Origin of the sequence: Pseudomonas sp. KB-10 (assembly GCF_018221585.1) — a bacterium.
In the GTDB taxonomy this organism is placed as follows: Bacteria; Pseudomonadota; Gammaproteobacteria; order Pseudomonadales; family Pseudomonadaceae; genus Aquipseudomonas; species Aquipseudomonas yangonensis.
This window is the reverse complement of record NZ_QYYB01000001.1, coordinates 840,149-854,950: the sequence shown is the minus strand read 5'-3', so window position 1 is coordinate 854,950 and position 14,802 is coordinate 840,149. Positions and strand designations below refer to the sequence as shown.

Below are 14,802 nucleotides of genomic sequence, written 5' to 3'. Positions count from 1 at the left end.
ATTGGCATGAGAAATATTTATGAGCCAACAGTTAGCGATAAATATCGCTCATTTGTATTTGAAGATGACCTTGACGATGCTCTGGAATGGAAAAATAGCTATGCCCCGCTTCTATTGGCCAGCTTTGGGGCGAAACTACAATCCAAGCTAATACCTCTTGCAATAGTTCCAAATCCTGATGAGAAAAAAAAGAAATTCGCAGATATTTCACTGCTTGGAAGCAACTCCTTGCTCATATTGAGTAGCAAGGCCTACAAATGCCTTAAAGATAGGCTGTGTAGCAGTGGCCAGTTTGTGCCGTTGCGTACACACTCAGAGGAGTTCATTGGCTTTCATGTAACATGTGTTATTAATGATGCTGTTATATGGGAGCGTTCAAAGTATAGAGAGCATGATGGTGCAAGGATACTTTACACTCCAGCACTTAAGCAGTCCGCTGTCGAAGCTGGTTATTTGTTTATGCTTCAAGAGAGTAGAACTCGAATTTATGCTTCGCAAGATTTTTATGATGCCTGTCAAGAATATAAACTTTCAGGAATAGCTTGGTCAAATTCAAAGTTGATAGATGTACAATAAGATATTCAGGTCTGGGGCAACACCCAACCAATAAAAGAGGGCAAAAAGGGGACAGGCAAAAAGGGGACAGATTTATTTTCTGCCGCCAGCAATCAGGATCAATAAATAAATCTGCCCCTTTGCAATTGAAATTTATTCCCGCCTCTGTCTAGATTGAGATTTATTTATGGAGCGTAAAGCTCAGACTGTAGATCTGCTGGTATCCCACAGCCAAATTCAGTTTCGTGCGTGCCCCTTCGATGAGTCATCCAGTCAATGGGGTAAGGTCAACTTGGAGCAGGGGGCGGTTCTGCATCGCGACTACGTTGTATTCGATCCTTTGCCTGAAGACGCTTTCGGTGCGAACGTGTATTTGAGCCTAACAAATAGTTTTGCTCTAGATGAAACTGCTCAGCGTTGTATCGTTGTGCCGTTTCACGTCACAAATCCTGCACATGTGGAAGTTGCATCCGCAACTGAAAAATTCAAAGTCGAACTGGATTTGGCAGGGAATAGGGGGACAGACCACGATTAATTTATCCGTAAATCGTGGTCTGTCTCCTATTGTTTCTCTTCCATAACAAGTTAATTGCAGATCTATAGCAGGTGGCTAGCAAAAGAGAAGCTAAGATGATCATTGCAAGAGATCATAGGAAACATATGAAATTAAGCAGGTGCTCCTAAATGTTCGATGACGCGAAAGCTATTCATATCTGGGTGGGAAGCAATTTCTCAAAAGAAGAAGAGTATATGAGCTATTTTGAGCTTGATTACTCTGTTGAAGGGGACTTTGCTGACCCAGGTTATAAACTCTGTGGTTTTTGCAAGGATATCGGTATCGTTTGGTATGACGAAGATTTTATAGGCATCATTCCTCGTCGAGAGCAGGAGGTCTCTTTAGATGATATTTTGGCGGAAGCTGCTATAGATGATGATGAGCTACCGGTAGCTAAGGCTCGCTGTGATTCTTTGAGTATAAAAAAAGCCAATGCGATTTTTTGGTATCAAGATGCTGATCTTGTGCTTGAGAAGTCGACCAAGGATAGTTATAACGGTCTAAAATATATAGGTGTTTTTAAGGAGGGTTAGGCAGGCGGAAGGATCCAAAAGGGGACAGATTTATTTTCGGCTACCAGTGTTTTGAGCCAATAAATAAATCTGTCCCCTTTTTGCTTTAGTCACTTGGTGAAAGATATTAAGAATCGCCCGCCGTCACGGTCGATCAATATAACTGCCAACAAAAATGGGACAGGGTTAATCAAAAGAGTCACAGGATGCCGTTAATGAAAATATATTTGACCCCGGAAAATGTTGACTTTGAAATATCTACGGTTGGCGTACATGTGGTCTACTCCGACGTAGAAGGATCTACCATTGAAGTCGATGCGCGTATACCAGATGCAATGCAAATAGACTCCTATACTAAAGTCAAAATACATTTTCCGCTTACCGCAGAGTTAACTTGCGTAACAATGAATTTTTTTGAACTGCATCACAAGGATATTGTACTCGGCGAGTGCAGTGCGCGAGGGGCAAAAAAAAATCAGACTCCAGGGATATACACAATAGAGAACTCGGAAAAGCTAAAGCTGAAGTCGAAAATTTACGATCCTCACAATATTTTTAATCTAAGGCACTACTTGGTCTGCGGGAATGATAGTTATGTTGAAGTAATTTCTCAGCAATACACAGCACATAAAACAATCCCATAAGGCAGACCCGCGCGAATCGCCGATGGCCGAGATCAAGATCAATTGGAAAAGGGGACTGGAAAAGGGGACAGATTTATTTTCGGCTACCAGTGTTTTGAACCAATAAATAAATCTGTCCCCTTTTTCGGCCAGGGCGAACACGCCCGCCTGCGCTATTACCACACCGATCCGAACGGGTTACCGCAGCAACTCACCGAAGACGAGGGCCGCTGCATCTGGCAGGCCCGCTACCAGGTCTGGGGCAACACCCTGGCCGAACAGCAGGAAAGCTTCTTTGTCGAAGAGCAGAACCTGCGCTTCCAGGGCCAGTACCTGGACCGCGAAACCGGGCTGCACTACAACACCTTCAGGTTCTACGATCCGGATATCGGACGGTTTATCAGCCCGGATCCGATTGGGTTGGCGGGTGGGATCAACCTGTTCCAATACGCGCCGGAGCCGTATGGGTGGGTGGATCCGTGGGGGTGGAGTCCCAGCTCGACACTTGACCGTGCATTAGGCGGTGTTGTCGGCGACAACATGCAGGCACAACACGTCATTCCTGTGGCTGTTTGGAAGCGACATGAAAGGTTTATGAAATCTATTGGTCTTGACGGAACACGTGACAAATCGGGGAATGGCCTTCTTATGCCTGATAGTCAAGCTAAGGCAAAATCAATTGGTGTGCCGATTTATCATAATGGCTCACATAAGGATTACTCGAATCTAGTCGACGGTAAGCTATCGAGAATTGAGGATAGATATACTGCAGGGGCCATAACCAAGGCTCAAGCTAGACAGCAAGTTTCATCACTCCAGCATAGCCTTCGTAAGAAGACTATATCCGGCAGGATACAGACAAAATCCAGCACTGGCCGGCTTTGCTAACAAGAGGCGAATATGTATTACATACTTTCATATAAAAAAGATAAAAATTGCCCAAGCTTTATTGATGGCGTTATTCACGAGTCATTTGAAGTCGGAATATACGATAAGCCAATGGAGCAGGATTGGCACTATGCGGAGCCAGGAGAGAAGCTTGCAAAACTCCCAGAAAAACTGACCTTGGTAACTAAGGACAAGTGCTACGAGTTTGACTTCAGTACAAGTTTTGGTGGGCATATAGTAAGCGAAAGATTCCTATCGGCACTCAACGGATTTGCAAAGGCTCGGTGGGAAGTTTCTAAGTTAAGCATCGTAGATCCCAAAGGGGTCGAAATGAAGAGCAATTCCTACTGTTTTATTCGCCAGCGACGAGAGGATCGGCAAACTTCAGATGTCATTGATTTTGAGAGATCAAGTATCCAGTTTCGCAAAAGCGGAGAAATAAAGAGTATCAGCAGTCTTGTCATCAAAGAAGGCTTGGGATTAGATTTTTTTAGTATAAATGAGACAAGTCTGTTGGGGTTTGTTTTTTTATCTGAGCAGGCCGTTAATGAATTAAAAAATCTTCATTTAAAGGGGATGGACATAGTCGATACTGAACAGATAGGGCTTATAAAAAGAGCCTAGAGAACATTCAGGCGGGCAGGCCACGATTAATTTGTCCGTAAATTGTGGTCTGTCCCCCTATTATGCTTAGAGTTATCAAGGGAGTAGACGTATGGTGATCGATGTCGTGAACAATACTAAGTGCATAGTTCAGAGCGATCTTTACCAAGGTATTGTTAGAGAAATAAAATCCTTGATCCCTATAAAAATCAGGCCTAGCTACGAGGACGTCTTTGCAAATATAGAGTCAAAGAGAGTTTTACTATCAGGCCTTTCCTTCGAAGATGTCAGTGATACGCTTCTCAATGATAGAGCTGGCATCATAACTTACTCGACCGCTAAGTTCACAAAAAATCATAACGTCGATTGTGAGCAAGAAGGCTATAAAGATAGCGAGAGTGAGGGTTCGGTAGATTTTGGCGAATATTCTCAAGGATTCTTGCTGGCAAATGTTCTGGAGTATGTTCTTGCAAAAAAAGATTTACTGCAATTGGAAGAGTATATAAAAGCATCTCGTATTCCAAATGCAAAAGCTTATACAAAAGAAATCGTTGACTTGGTTTTCTCTAGCAGCGGAAAGTAATAGGCGATCCAAAGGGCGAAAAGAGGCTTATTTTTGGTCGCCCCTTTAAAATACATATAAGACACAAAAAAGGGGACCACACAAAAAGCTAAAGGGGACAGCAAAAAAGGGACACATTTTATTTTCGGCCACCGTTGGTGCTGGTCAGTTAATAGATCTAACCCCTTTTCATTCGCCATCTGATTAGCGTCAGGCTTCAAGTCAGGTTTTTTTTGCGATTGTCACTATGGCAAAAGGCTTACAAAAAGGGGACAGATTTATTTTTTACCCCGATCCAAACGGGTTACCGCAGCAACTCACTGAAGACGACGGCCGCTGCATCTGGCAGGCCCGCTACCAGGTCTGGGGCAACACCCTGGCCGAACAGCAGGAAAGCTTCTTTGTCGAAGAGCAGAACCTGCGCTTCCAGGGCCAGTACCTGGACCGCGAAACCGGGCTGCACTACAACACCTTCAGGTTCTACGATCCGGATATCGGGCGGTTTATCAGCCCGGACCCGATTGGCTTGGCGGGTGGGATAAACCTGTTCCAGTACGCACCGGAGCCGTATGGGTGGGTGGATCCGTGGGGGTGGGTCAGTAATAATCCGGGTGTATACGATGTGTTTGGTGAGGCAAGGCTTCCCAAGGATATGTATCGTCTCAGCGACTATAAGCATTTTCAGGAATCGAATCGCCAGCTTTACTATCAGATGAAAAATAATCCGAGTCTTATGGCTCAAATAGAGCCAAAGTATCCTGGCACTTTTGCGCACGTTTCACCAGGGAAACGCGGTGCTTTTAAAGGTACCGCACCTGCTAGCTTGCCATGGCATCACCATGAAAATATTGGCGGCCTGCTTCAGTTAGTGGATTCAAAGGACCATAATTCTAGGCATAAGGATTACCACCCTTCTGGCCGCGGCGGCAGAAATAAGTGGGGCGGCGGCTCAATTTGTAGGTGAAATATGAAAAAATTTAGATCTCTTGAAGAATTAGTAAAAACCTTCCAAGCAGAGAGCCAGGAAGAGTGGATTTATACCAATATGGAGCAGTGGAATAACTCTTCAAAGAGTAATGAGTTCTATATAATTACAGAAGAAGAGATAGACGAGCTTGCTGATGATGAAGTGTATGAATCCGCAAGTGGTGCTTTCTTACCTAAAGAGTTGGAAGATCAGAATCTATATCCGTGGATACTGACAAGCACGTTAGAAGGTATTTTGCTTAATCTGAATGGTGGTAAAAACGCACCTTTAGAAAAAATCAGAGGCGCAATAAATTTCTATAGAGAAAATGATGCTTTCTTAAGCGCCTAAAAATGGACAGATTTATTATCGGCCACCGGTGGTGTGGGCCAGTAAAGAAATCTGTCCGCCCTTTTTATCAAGGATTCATGAGTAATCTTGTTAAAAAAACGGCTGTTCGATGGCGCTGAAAGCGATTTCTATGTGTTCAGCTCAATGTTGGATACTACAGATTTCGGATCAGTGCTCTTCGACAACCGGCAGGTCCAGTATTTATGGGAACTTGGTGAACTGCAGGCAGATGCGCTGGTAGGTCTGATTCCTGGCGCAAGAAAGCATCTGGATTTTCCAGGCGAAACGCCTGCGTATAAGCAAGGAAATCTTGCTCTGTACATACAACGCGTTAATGGTCTAGACGCCAATCGTTCGGTACTTATCGTCGTAGCGGCAGGAGAGGCGCAACCTGCGCGATTCGTGATTGATCTGTGTGGCGTGTTTGTGGACGAGTAAAGCTGTCTTCTGATTAGCGTCAGACTCAGATCGTGGTTTTTTGCGAGTGCCGCTATGGAAAAAGGCTTACACGCCGAAGCGCAACGGACCTCTCCCCTCGAGTCAGCGCGCTGGTTAATCTACGCACATCTACCGGGAACTGGATGTCCCGAGTCACGGAAGACAGACCGCGCCAGGACGGCAAACGACAGGATGTCGGAAGGTCTTAAAAAACCCGCTTCGGCGGGTTTTTTGTTGCCTGCAGAAAAGTCAGGCGACGCTGAACGCTGGTAGCCAGGCATGACACAGGTCTGCCCGCAAATCCGAGCCCCTCCTGTCAGTCCGCCGTAGCCAGGACCTGCGTATTACGCCCAGCGTGCTTGGCGCGATAGAGCGCGGTGTCGGCCTTGAGCAGCATGCCGGTGAAGTCCTCGGCGACGGGGCTGGTGCTGCCGTAAACGCCGGCGCTGAAGCTCAAGGTGATGGTCTTGTCGTCGACCTGCGCCGGGTGCTGGGTCAGGGATTGGCGAAGCTGATCGACCAGCTCCAGTGCGCCACTGGCGTCGGTGCCGGGCAGGATCAGCAGGAATTCTTCGCCGCCATAACGGCCGATGCTGTCGTTACGCCGCAGCCGTTGCTGGAGATGGTCCGCGCAGTGCCTGAGCACGGCATCGCCGACAAGATGGCCGTGGCTGTCGTTGATCTGCTTGAAGTGATCCAGATCGAGCATGGCGATGGACAGCGGCGTGCGTTGGCGTCGAGCACGCTCCAGCTCGTCGGTGAGTTGTTCGAGTATCGCCAGGCGATTGGGCAATCGGGTAAGCGTGTCGCGCAGGGCGGTCTGGCGCAGCTCCGATTCGATGCGCTCGCGCGACAGCAGCACCAGGCCGAAGGAGAACATGATGATGGTGGCGGCGCCGAGGGCGACCGATACCGTCTGTTTCAGGTTGCTGACGTCGTAGTGCATCTCCGCCGGCGCGCCGCTGAGGATGACCACCACGCGGATGCCCAGGCCGAACAGGCTGATGCCTGCGCCGATCATCAGGATTCGGTGGGCGCGCCCGCCGAGCACGGCATGGCGGCGGCTCAGGTGCAGAATCACCAGACATTGGCTGAACAGCAGCAGGCAGGCGACCAGTTGGCGGGGTTCCTGGGTGTCGATCAGCAGGCTGAGTAGCACGCCCAGCAGCAGCGGGAAGGCAAAGGCCAGTCGCCAGGGCGGGCGCCTGCCGTGGATCAGCGGCAGGCTGACCGTGTAGAACGCCAGCGCAGTGGACAGCAGTGTGTTGGCCAGCACATAGCTGAACCACATCGACACCTGCCCGAACAGGGTGAAGCCGATGTAGGCCAGCGAGTGGGACAACATGCCCAGACCGGTGGTGAGCATGCCGTCGCGATGACGCAGTTGGCCCACCAGGATCAGACAGCTGCCCATGATCACGGCGACCAGTGCGACGGCTCCGAACAGTGTCTGGGTGTGGGCGATCATGTCAGCCTTCTTGTTTTCTGATCTGCGTTGACTCTGGGGCAATTCCCCTCACGGGCTCAGGCCCACCAGTAGCGCACCATATGGAAGAACACGGGGGCAGCGAAGCACACCGAATCCAGGCGGTCGAGCATGCCGCCGTGGCCTTCGATCATATGACCCCAGTCCTTCACGCCACGATCACGCTTGATCGCCGACATCACCAGGCCGCCGGCGAAACCGAGCATGCACACCAGCAGGGCGAACAGCCCGGCCTGCCAGAAGGCGAAGGGGGTGATCCAGCACAGCATGGCGCCGATCAGGGTAGCCAGTGCCACGCCGCCGATAAATCCTTCGATGGTCTTGGATGGCGAAAGATTGGGGGCGATCTTGTGTTTGCCGAACAGCTTGCCGCACACGTACTGCAGCACGTCGGAGAGCTGCACGACGATGATCAGCCAGGCGATCAGCAGCAGGTTGCGGCCCTCGTAACCGGGGATGTCCAGGGTCAGCAGCGCGGGTACCGAGGAGATGCAGTACACAGCGATCATCAAGCCCCATTGCACCTTGGCCGCGCGCTCGAGATAGCGCGTGGTATCACCGCCCAGCGAGGCGAGGATCGGCAGCAGCAGGAACAGATAGACCGGGATGAAGATGGCGAACAGGCCGTACCAGCCGAAGGCGATCAGCAGGTACTGCATCGGCAGGGCGAAATAGAAGGCTGCCACCAGCGCCGGATAGTCGCTGCGTCGGGTCGGCGTCAGCGTCATGAACTCGCGCAGGGCGTAGAAGGACACGAAGTAGAACAGCACCACGACGCCGATGTTGCCGAACAGGAAGGCGATGCCGATCACCAGCACCATCACCCACCAGGCGTTGATCCGCGCGTTGAGGTTGTCGATCACCGGGTTGGGTTGATCACCACTGCGCCGCTTGAGGACGAAGCCGACCAGGCTGGCCAGCAGGAGCAGGGCACCGATACCGGCGAACAGCAGCAAAGTGTTGTTATCCATCTCAGGCCTCCTCGGGTGCCAGTGCCAGCAGGGCGTTACGTGCGCGTTCCAGGAAGGCGTCCTTGCTCTCGCCCTCGATGCGCTCCAGCGCTGCGCCGAAACTGAGGGTGCACAGCAGAGGCAGCGGCAGCGCCCTGCCCTTGGGCATTACCCGATTCAGGTTGGCGATCCACACCGGCACCAGCTCCACGTCGGGGCGCGCCTGGGCCAGGTGATAGAGGCCACTCTTGAACGGCAGCAGCGGCTCGTCGCCGAGATTGCGTGTGCCCTCGGGGAAGATGATCAGCGAGTCGCCGCCGTCCAGCGCATCGAGCATCGCCTGCAGTGGGTTGGCGCCTTCCTTGCGCTCGCGGTCGACCAGCACGCCGTTGAATACGTTATTGATCAGGAAGCTGCGCACGCCCGGCTTCTGCCAGTAGTCGGCGCCGGCCACCGGCCGGGTGCGCTTGCGCAGTTCCGGCGGCAGCGATGCCCAGAGCAGGACGAAGTCGCCATGGCTGCTGTGGTTGGCGTAGTACAGGCGTTGCGTCGCCTGCGCGGTGCTGCCGAGCCACAAGGCTCGGGCACCGGTCAGCAGGCGAGCTGCCGAGGTAATGGCGAAAGCGGTCAATGCGGCGAGCATGGCGACTCCTTAAGCGAAAACGATGAAGAACCCGAGTGCGACGATGAAAATCTGTAGCAGCAGGCACAGCGCCTGTTTACGTAGCAGGCCGAGCGCACCCTGAGCGCGCAGGCTCCAGTCGCGACCAGCCTGCTGCGCATTCTGCAGTCCCAGCTTCTGCAGCGCCTGATCCAGCGCATGAGTCTGGCTGTCGAGCTGTTCGCCGGCCTCGGCCAGACGCTGGAACAGTTCGGCATCCAGCGCCGCGCGCAACGCCCAGTATTTTTCGGCCAGGCCGGCGACCAGCAGCGCTGCGCAGAGCAGCGCCAGCATCAGGCTTGGCGGTGCACCCAGCCAAGGCGCCAGGCCGAAGAGCACGGCGACCAAACTCAGCGCGCTGGAAAAGTGATCGAGGCTACGCCCACGGCGCAACAAGGCCGCAACCAATAGCAGATCAGCCTGCATGAGCGACCTCCAGTGGCGGGCTGGCAACGAGCATGCCCTGCAGCGCGGCCAGATGTTGTGGTTTGAGCACGACCTGTGGTCGGGCCTGGCGGATCAGCTCAACGGCGGACGCGACGCTCTGGCAGCGGCCGCTGTACAGCAGCCAGGCCGCCACGGCTGTGGCACTGCGCGAGTAGCCCAGGGCGCAGCACACCAGCAGCGGGCCGTTATGACGCAGGCGTTCGATGGCTTCGGCGGCGCGTTGGCAGGTCAGCGTATCCGGCGCCACCAGATCCAGTGACGGCAGACTGCTGTAGGCGCTCGGTGTGTGCAGCAGCGGCAGTTCGGCGCACAGGTCGACCATGGCGGCGTAGCCACCGAGTTCGCCGGGCAGGCGGCCAAGATGGATGCCCTCCACCACCTGACTCGGCATTGGCTGGCGATAGGTCCATAGCCGCGAGTTGATCCAGGCACCGAGCAGATAGGGCGCAAGCAACGCTGTCGCGGCCGGGCTGAGGCGGCCGTTGGCTTGCTTCTGGAAGCCGCCAGCGCCGAACAACAGGTAGTTGAGTGCGACCATGGCCAGGGCAACGGTTGGCCAGAACAGCCATAGCCAGGCACCGCCCAGCTTGACGGCCAGCACGGCGCACAGCGTTGCGCCAAGCCCATAGCGCAGCGCCAGGCGCCAACGCCGTGGATCGCTGGCCAGGCGCATCTGCGTAAGCGGCGTAGCGCCCTGCAGCGGCAGCAGCCACAGACAGAAGAAGCCCGCCAGCGCCCCGGTGGGCAGGTCGATGAAGTGATGCTGCCAGGTGGTCAGTACGGAAATGCCGATCAGCGCCATCCACCCGTGCAGCAGGCCACGCCAGAACGGGCCGCGGGTGTGATTGGCGAACATCGCCCAGATGATCACCAGCAGGGTGATATGCAGCGACGGCGCCTGGTTGAAGGGTTTGTCGAAGCCCATCAGTACGTCGAACATCAGGCCGAAGGTGCCGTCCAGCGGTGGCCGCTCGAAGGTGAAGCGCAGCGGCCAGAGCAGGAAGCAGGCGACGCAGATCACCTGCGCGGCGAGCAGGCGCAGGGCGTGGCGATCCATCTCGCGGCGGCAGGCCGGCAACAGGAAGGACAGGCCGTAGAGCAGGTCGATCGACCAGTACGGCACGATGGTCCAGGGCCAGAGCGGGATCTGCGGCTCCCAGGCGAAGACTAGGCTTCCGACATCATCGCGTTGCCCGGTCAGCCAGTTGGCGAAGCCGTAGCTGGCGAAGAACAGCGGGCCGAGCAACAGCAGCCAGAGTACGCCGCGCTTCCACAATCCCTGTTCGCGCGTGTTGTCCATCACTTCACCCGTTGTGCCAGGGATACGCTGAAGATGCCCCACTGGTCGATGCGCTGCGCCACCTTGCGAAAGCCCGCCGCTTCCACCAGCTGATCCATCTCCGCCTGGCTGCGCCGGCGCATGACCCAGGCCTGGCCGCCGCGGTGGCTGGTCAGGGCGCGGGCGATCAGCTCCAGCTGCGGGTGCCAGGGCTGGCCGGTGTAGACCAGGTAACCGCCCTCCTCGACCGCTGCGGCCAGCCCGGCCAGCGAGTCGCCGACCATCTGGTTGCTGCCGAACAGCTCGTACAGGCCGGAGACCACTGCCAGGGTCGGCTTCGGCTCGAGCGCAGCGAGATCGTCACGGTCGAAGGCATCGCCTTTTACGAAGCGGGCGATGTCACCCAGGCCCTTGTGCTGGATCAGGGCATTGCCGTCACGCACGTTGATGTCGCTGTAGTCGCGCAGCAGGATCGAATCGGGGCGCTGCTGCTGGCCCTCCAGCGATTCGAGGATGTAGCGGCCGTGGCCGGCGGCGATATCGACGATGCGCACCGCCCTGCCCGTCTCGCGCAGCCGGGCCATGGCCAGGCGCAACAACTCTTCGGCGTGCAGCTTGCGTTGGCGGATGCCACGCCAGCCGATGGAATCCAGGTAGTTCGCATCGATCAGCCGGCCCAGTGCGCCCTTGCCGGTGGGCTGGTTGCGGTAGACGTAATCGAGGGTACTGCCGGAATCGAAGCCGGTGTCGAAGCCCAGTTTCACCCCGGCCGAGAGCGTGCTGCCCAGGCGCATGCCGGCGCGGGTGGCGCGCCAGTAGAGGTCGCGCAGCGAGTTTCTCGGCAGTGGCGCGGCCAGTTCCTCGGCTTCGGCGCATGTGGCGCCCAGACGATCGGCATCGAGCAGCGAGGGCCGCGCCAGCGGCTCCTCGAAGTTGCGCAGGATAAAGCGTCGCGCGCGGCTCAGGGCATGGGCGCGGTCGCGCTCGCCAAGAGTGTCGTGGAAGAAGCCGGGCAGCAGGTGCTTTTCCTTGCGCAGGCTGCCGAGGCGCTCGAAGAAGTCCTCCTGCGGTTTGCGATGGACGACGAAGTCGGCGCCGGAGATCAGCAGCTGGGTCGGCACTTGTATAGCCTGGGCGTCGGCGACGACGCGCTCGGCCGCCTCGTACAGGCCGAGCAGCATGGTCACCGAGATCGGCCGGGCGATCAGCGAGTCGTTCTCGAAGGAGGCGATGCGCTCGGGATCGTGGCTGAGGAACCTCGCCTTCACGTAGCTGTTGACGAAGAAGTTGCCGCGCCAGGCGTGCAGCAGCTTCAGGCCGGGCCGGGCGAAGGGCACGTAGAGTTTGACCTTGAAGGCCGGCGAGGCGAGTACCAGGCAGCGCACCTTCGGCGCGTAGTCATGAGCCCAGGTGGAGACGATCACCGCGCCGACGCTTTGCGCCACCACCGCCAGGTCCTCTTCGGCTATGCCGTGTGCGCTGCCGATATGCTCGATAAAGGTCTGCACGTCGCGCACGCTGATGGCGAAGCTCGGGCTGTCGCCGCGCGCACCGGGCGACAGCCCATGGCCACGGGCATCCCAGGCGAAGAAGTCGCAGTGCGGCAGCTCCAGCTCGTCCACCAGGTGGCCCATGCGTCCACCATGCTCATGGCCGCGATGGAACAGCACCACCGCCTGGCGTGGGCCGTCCGCGGGCACAGTCGCCGGCCAGTGGCGATAGTTCAGCTCGACGCCGTCGTGGGTGGCAAAGGTGTGCAGTTGTACGGGGCGCATGGAATCTCCTTATTCCTTGAATGGGTCAGGCCGCTTCGGCCAACCCCTGGCGAACGCGGTTATAGAGCGTATAGAGCAGCAGGGCCAGGATCAGCGCCAGCGCCAGGTTGATCCACAAGGCAGGCAGCAGGCCGGTGGCGACGCCGGCACCGATCACGCCGAAGCAGAAGGCGCGGTCGCTCTTGCCCATCGGCCCGTCATAGCGGCGTGAGGCGCCGACCATGGGGCCGAGCACGCCGGCGTACTCGCTGATCACCGCCATCACCACCGCCAGGACCACCAGCAGCGGCGAGACACCGGGCAGCAGGGCGAAGGGCAGATACAGGGCACTGTCGGCAATCACGTCGCACAGCTCGTTGAGGTAGGCGCCGAGCTTCGACTGCTGGCCGAACTCGCGCGCGAGCATGCCGTCGACGGCATTGAGCGCCATGCGCAGCAGCATCCACAGGGGGATCAGGGCGAACAGCCAGACGACATGGCTGAAGGCTGCGAGTAGAACGCCGAGCAGCACGGAGACGACGGCGGCGGCCAGGGTCACCTGGTTGGCGGTCACGCCGCGTGCATACAGACGCTCGACGCCGGGGCGCAGCAGGTTCTGGAAGGCCGGTTTGAGCTGGTAGATCGACGGCATGGCAGTGAAGTCCTTTTCCTGATCGAATGATCGGCCATCTGCTTGGGCGATACTGTGCGCCCGTCGAGGCTTATGAGGCATGCGTTGGCATTGCCGCACGTTATACCCTGTGCCCCGAATTTCCTAGCGTCGGCGATTGACCTGCACATCCCCGGGCGGGCGCTGTGGCAGGCGTTCGACAGCATCCGTCCGTTACAGTGATTCGCCCAGGCGGCTCAGCAGCGGCTCTTCACCGCGCAGCTCGGTCTGTTGCTGGCAGACCCATTGGAAGGCGCGTTCGTTGAGTTCGGCGATGGCGCGCGGGCCCTCACCTTCGGCATACATCGGCGCGCCGATGATCACCTGAATGGTGCCCGAGCGCTTGCCCCAGCCCGCCTTGGGCCAGAACTCGCCGGCGTTGTGCGCGATGGGCAATACCGGCAGACCGGCATTCACCGCCAGTGCGGTGCCGCCACGGGAGAACTTGCCGATCTGCCCCGGCGGAATGCGCGTGCCTTCGGGGAATACCAGCACCCAGGCGCCCTGCTTGAGACGTTCGTCGCCCTGCTTGGCCAGCTGCTTGAGTGCGGCCTTGGGGTTGCTGCGGTCGATGGCGATGGGCTTGAGCAGCGCCATGCCCCAGCCGAAGAACGGCACGCGCAGCAACTCGCGCTTGACCACCTGGCTGAGCGGCTCGAAGTAGGCGGAGAGGAAGAACGTCTCCCAGGTGCTCTGGTGGTTGGCGAGGATCACGCAGGGGCGCTGCGGGATGTTCTCCAACCCGCGCACTTCATAGCGGATGCCGACGATCACCCTGGCCAGCCACACGGCGCAGCTGCACCAGGCCTGAACGACGAAGCGGTAGCGTTGGCGGAACGGCAGCAAAGGCGCGACCACCAGGCTGATCAGGCACCAGAAGAACGAACTGGACGACAGCAGCAGGTAGAAAAGCGTGACTCTGAAAGCCTGCAGGATCGCCATGAAGCTTCGCACCTTATGAGAGCAGTCGATCGGCGACGGCCGCCAGATCGTCGAATACCAGGGTTCCTGGCGGCAGAGGCTTGGCCAGGGTACGTTCGCCCTTGCCGGTTTTCACCAGCACAGGCTGACAATCGACGGCCAGCGCAGCCTGCAGGTCACCGCTGCTGTCGCCGACGAACCAGATTCCCGTCAGATCCGTGGCGTAATGCGCAGCGATCTGTTTGAGCATGCCCGCTTTCGGCTTGCGGCACTCGCAGCCATCGTCCGGCCCGTGCGGGCAATGGACTATCAGGCCGACTTCGCCGCCCTGCTCAGCCACCAGCTGACGCAGGCGCGCGTGCATCGATTCCAGGGTCGCCAGGTCGTAATAGCCGCGGGCGATGCCGGACTGGTTGGTGGCCACGGCCACCGTCCAGCCGGCCTTGGACAGGCGTGCGATGGCGGCAATCGACGACGGGATTGGAATCCACTCGTCGAGCGTCTTGATATAGGCGTCGGAGTCTTCGTTGATGACACCGTCGCGGTCGAGAATGATCAGATTCATGGGAGCCGTTTCAG

Annotated in this window: 17 protein-coding genes and 2 pseudogenes; 10 read left to right on the top strand and 9 right to left on the bottom strand. The window is 56.6% G+C overall.

Annotated features, from left to right (window positions below; all coding sequences use genetic code 11):
* Positions 1-6: 6 nt before the first annotated feature.
* The 10 genes and pseudogenes from DXK50_RS03930 to DXK50_RS03885 all read left to right on the top strand — a co-directional run bounded on the left by DXK50_RS03930 (position 7) and on the right by DXK50_RS03885 (position 6,055).
* Complete coding sequence (locus DXK50_RS03930; RefSeq protein WP_212629405.1) at positions 7-576, top strand: hypothetical protein; 570 nt, start codon at positions 7-9, stop codon at positions 574-576.
* A gap of 166 nt (positions 577-742) precedes the next feature.
* Complete coding sequence (comJ, locus tag DXK50_RS03925) at positions 743-1,090, top strand: competence protein ComJ (RefSeq protein ID WP_212629404.1); 348 nt, start codon at positions 743-745, stop codon at positions 1,088-1,090.
* A 149-nt stretch (positions 1,091-1,239) separates the two neighbouring features.
* Complete coding sequence (locus DXK50_RS03920) at positions 1,240-1,644, top strand: immunity 22 family protein (protein WP_212629403.1); 405 nt, start codon at positions 1,240-1,242, stop codon at positions 1,642-1,644.
* Between the two features lie 194 nt (positions 1,645-1,838).
* Entirely contained in the window at positions 1,839-2,267 is a 429-nt protein-coding gene (locus DXK50_RS03915) for a hypothetical protein (RefSeq protein ID WP_212629402.1), read from the top strand.
* Between the two features lie 147 nt (positions 2,268-2,414).
* Positions 2,415-3,134: pseudogene (locus DXK50_RS25120) on the top strand (RHS repeat-associated core domain-containing protein); the annotation flags it as partial.
* A gap of 12 nt (positions 3,135-3,146) precedes the next feature.
* On the top strand, positions 3,147-3,758 hold the full coding sequence (locus DXK50_RS03905; RefSeq protein WP_212629400.1) for an Imm43 family immunity protein: 612 nt from the start codon (positions 3,147-3,149) through the stop codon (positions 3,756-3,758).
* Between the two features lie 91 nt (positions 3,759-3,849).
* Positions 3,850-4,320 (top strand): hypothetical protein, encoded by a 471-nt coding sequence (locus DXK50_RS03900; protein WP_212629399.1) that lies wholly within the window; start codon positions 3,850-3,852, stop codon positions 4,318-4,320.
* A 262-nt stretch (positions 4,321-4,582) separates the two neighbouring features.
* Positions 4,583-5,263, top strand: a pseudogene (locus DXK50_RS03895) (RHS repeat-associated core domain-containing protein); the annotation flags it as partial.
* 3 nt (positions 5,264-5,266) lie between these two features.
* Positions 5,267-5,617 (top strand): DUF7716 domain-containing protein, encoded by a 351-nt coding sequence (locus DXK50_RS03890; RefSeq protein ID WP_212629397.1) that lies wholly within the window; start codon positions 5,267-5,269, stop codon positions 5,615-5,617.
* A gap of 87 nt (positions 5,618-5,704) precedes the next feature.
* Complete coding sequence (locus DXK50_RS03885) at positions 5,705-6,055, top strand: hypothetical protein (RefSeq protein WP_212629396.1); 351 nt, start codon at positions 5,705-5,707, stop codon at positions 6,053-6,055.
* Positions 6,056-6,371: 316 nt separating this feature from the next.
* On the opposite strand, the gene DXK50_RS03880 is transcribed toward DXK50_RS03885, so the two are convergent.
* The 9 genes from DXK50_RS03880 to gmhB all read right to left on the bottom strand — a co-directional run bounded on the left by DXK50_RS03880 (position 6,372) and on the right by gmhB (position 14,788).
* Positions 6,372-7,523 (bottom strand): GGDEF domain-containing protein, encoded by a 1,152-nt coding sequence (locus DXK50_RS03880; protein ID WP_212629395.1) that lies wholly within the window; start codon positions 7,521-7,523, stop codon positions 6,372-6,374.
* A gap of 56 nt (positions 7,524-7,579) precedes the next feature.
* The gene (locus DXK50_RS03875) at positions 7,580-8,512 is read right to left on the bottom strand and encodes a phosphatidate cytidylyltransferase (RefSeq protein ID WP_079785073.1); all 933 of its coding nucleotides are present in this window, start codon (positions 8,510-8,512) and stop codon (positions 7,580-7,582) included.
* A 1-nt stretch (position 8,513) separates the two neighbouring features.
* On the bottom strand, positions 8,514-9,134 hold the full coding sequence (locus tag DXK50_RS03870; RefSeq protein WP_206419001.1) for a lysophospholipid acyltransferase family protein: 621 nt from the start codon (positions 9,132-9,134) through the stop codon (positions 8,514-8,516).
* A gap of 9 nt (positions 9,135-9,143) precedes the next feature.
* Positions 9,144-9,578, bottom strand: a complete 435-nt coding sequence (locus tag DXK50_RS03865; protein ID WP_212629394.1) for a hypothetical protein — start codon at positions 9,576-9,578, stop codon at positions 9,144-9,146.
* Positions 9,568-10,899: a phosphatase PAP2/dual specificity phosphatase family protein gene (locus tag DXK50_RS03860; RefSeq protein WP_212629393.1), complete on the bottom strand. Its 1,332-nt coding sequence runs from the start codon at positions 10,897-10,899 to the stop codon at positions 9,568-9,570. Before DXK50_RS03860 ends, DXK50_RS03865 begins: the two co-directional genes overlap by 11 nt.
* On the bottom strand, positions 10,899-12,653 hold the full coding sequence (locus tag DXK50_RS03855) for a bifunctional alpha/beta hydrolase/class I SAM-dependent methyltransferase (RefSeq protein ID WP_212629392.1): 1,755 nt from the start codon (positions 12,651-12,653) through the stop codon (positions 10,899-10,901). Before DXK50_RS03855 ends, DXK50_RS03860 begins: the two co-directional genes overlap by 1 nt.
* A 25-nt stretch (positions 12,654-12,678) precedes the next feature.
* Positions 12,679-13,284: a CDP-alcohol phosphatidyltransferase family protein gene (locus DXK50_RS03850; RefSeq protein WP_212629391.1), complete on the bottom strand. Its 606-nt coding sequence runs from the start codon at positions 13,282-13,284 to the stop codon at positions 12,679-12,681.
* A gap of 192 nt (positions 13,285-13,476) precedes the next feature.
* Positions 13,477-14,244 carry a lysophospholipid acyltransferase family protein gene (locus tag DXK50_RS03845; RefSeq protein WP_212629390.1) on the bottom strand — a complete coding sequence of 256 codons (768 nt, stop codon included), beginning with the start codon at positions 14,242-14,244 and terminating at the stop codon, positions 13,477-13,479.
* A gap of 13 nt (positions 14,245-14,257) precedes the next feature.
* Positions 14,258-14,788 carry a D-glycero-beta-D-manno-heptose 1,7-bisphosphate 7-phosphatase gene (gene gmhB / locus DXK50_RS03840; RefSeq protein WP_212629389.1) on the bottom strand — a complete coding sequence of 177 codons (531 nt, stop codon included), beginning with the start codon at positions 14,786-14,788 and terminating at the stop codon, positions 14,258-14,260.
* Between the last annotated feature and the right edge of the window lie 14 nt (positions 14,789-14,802).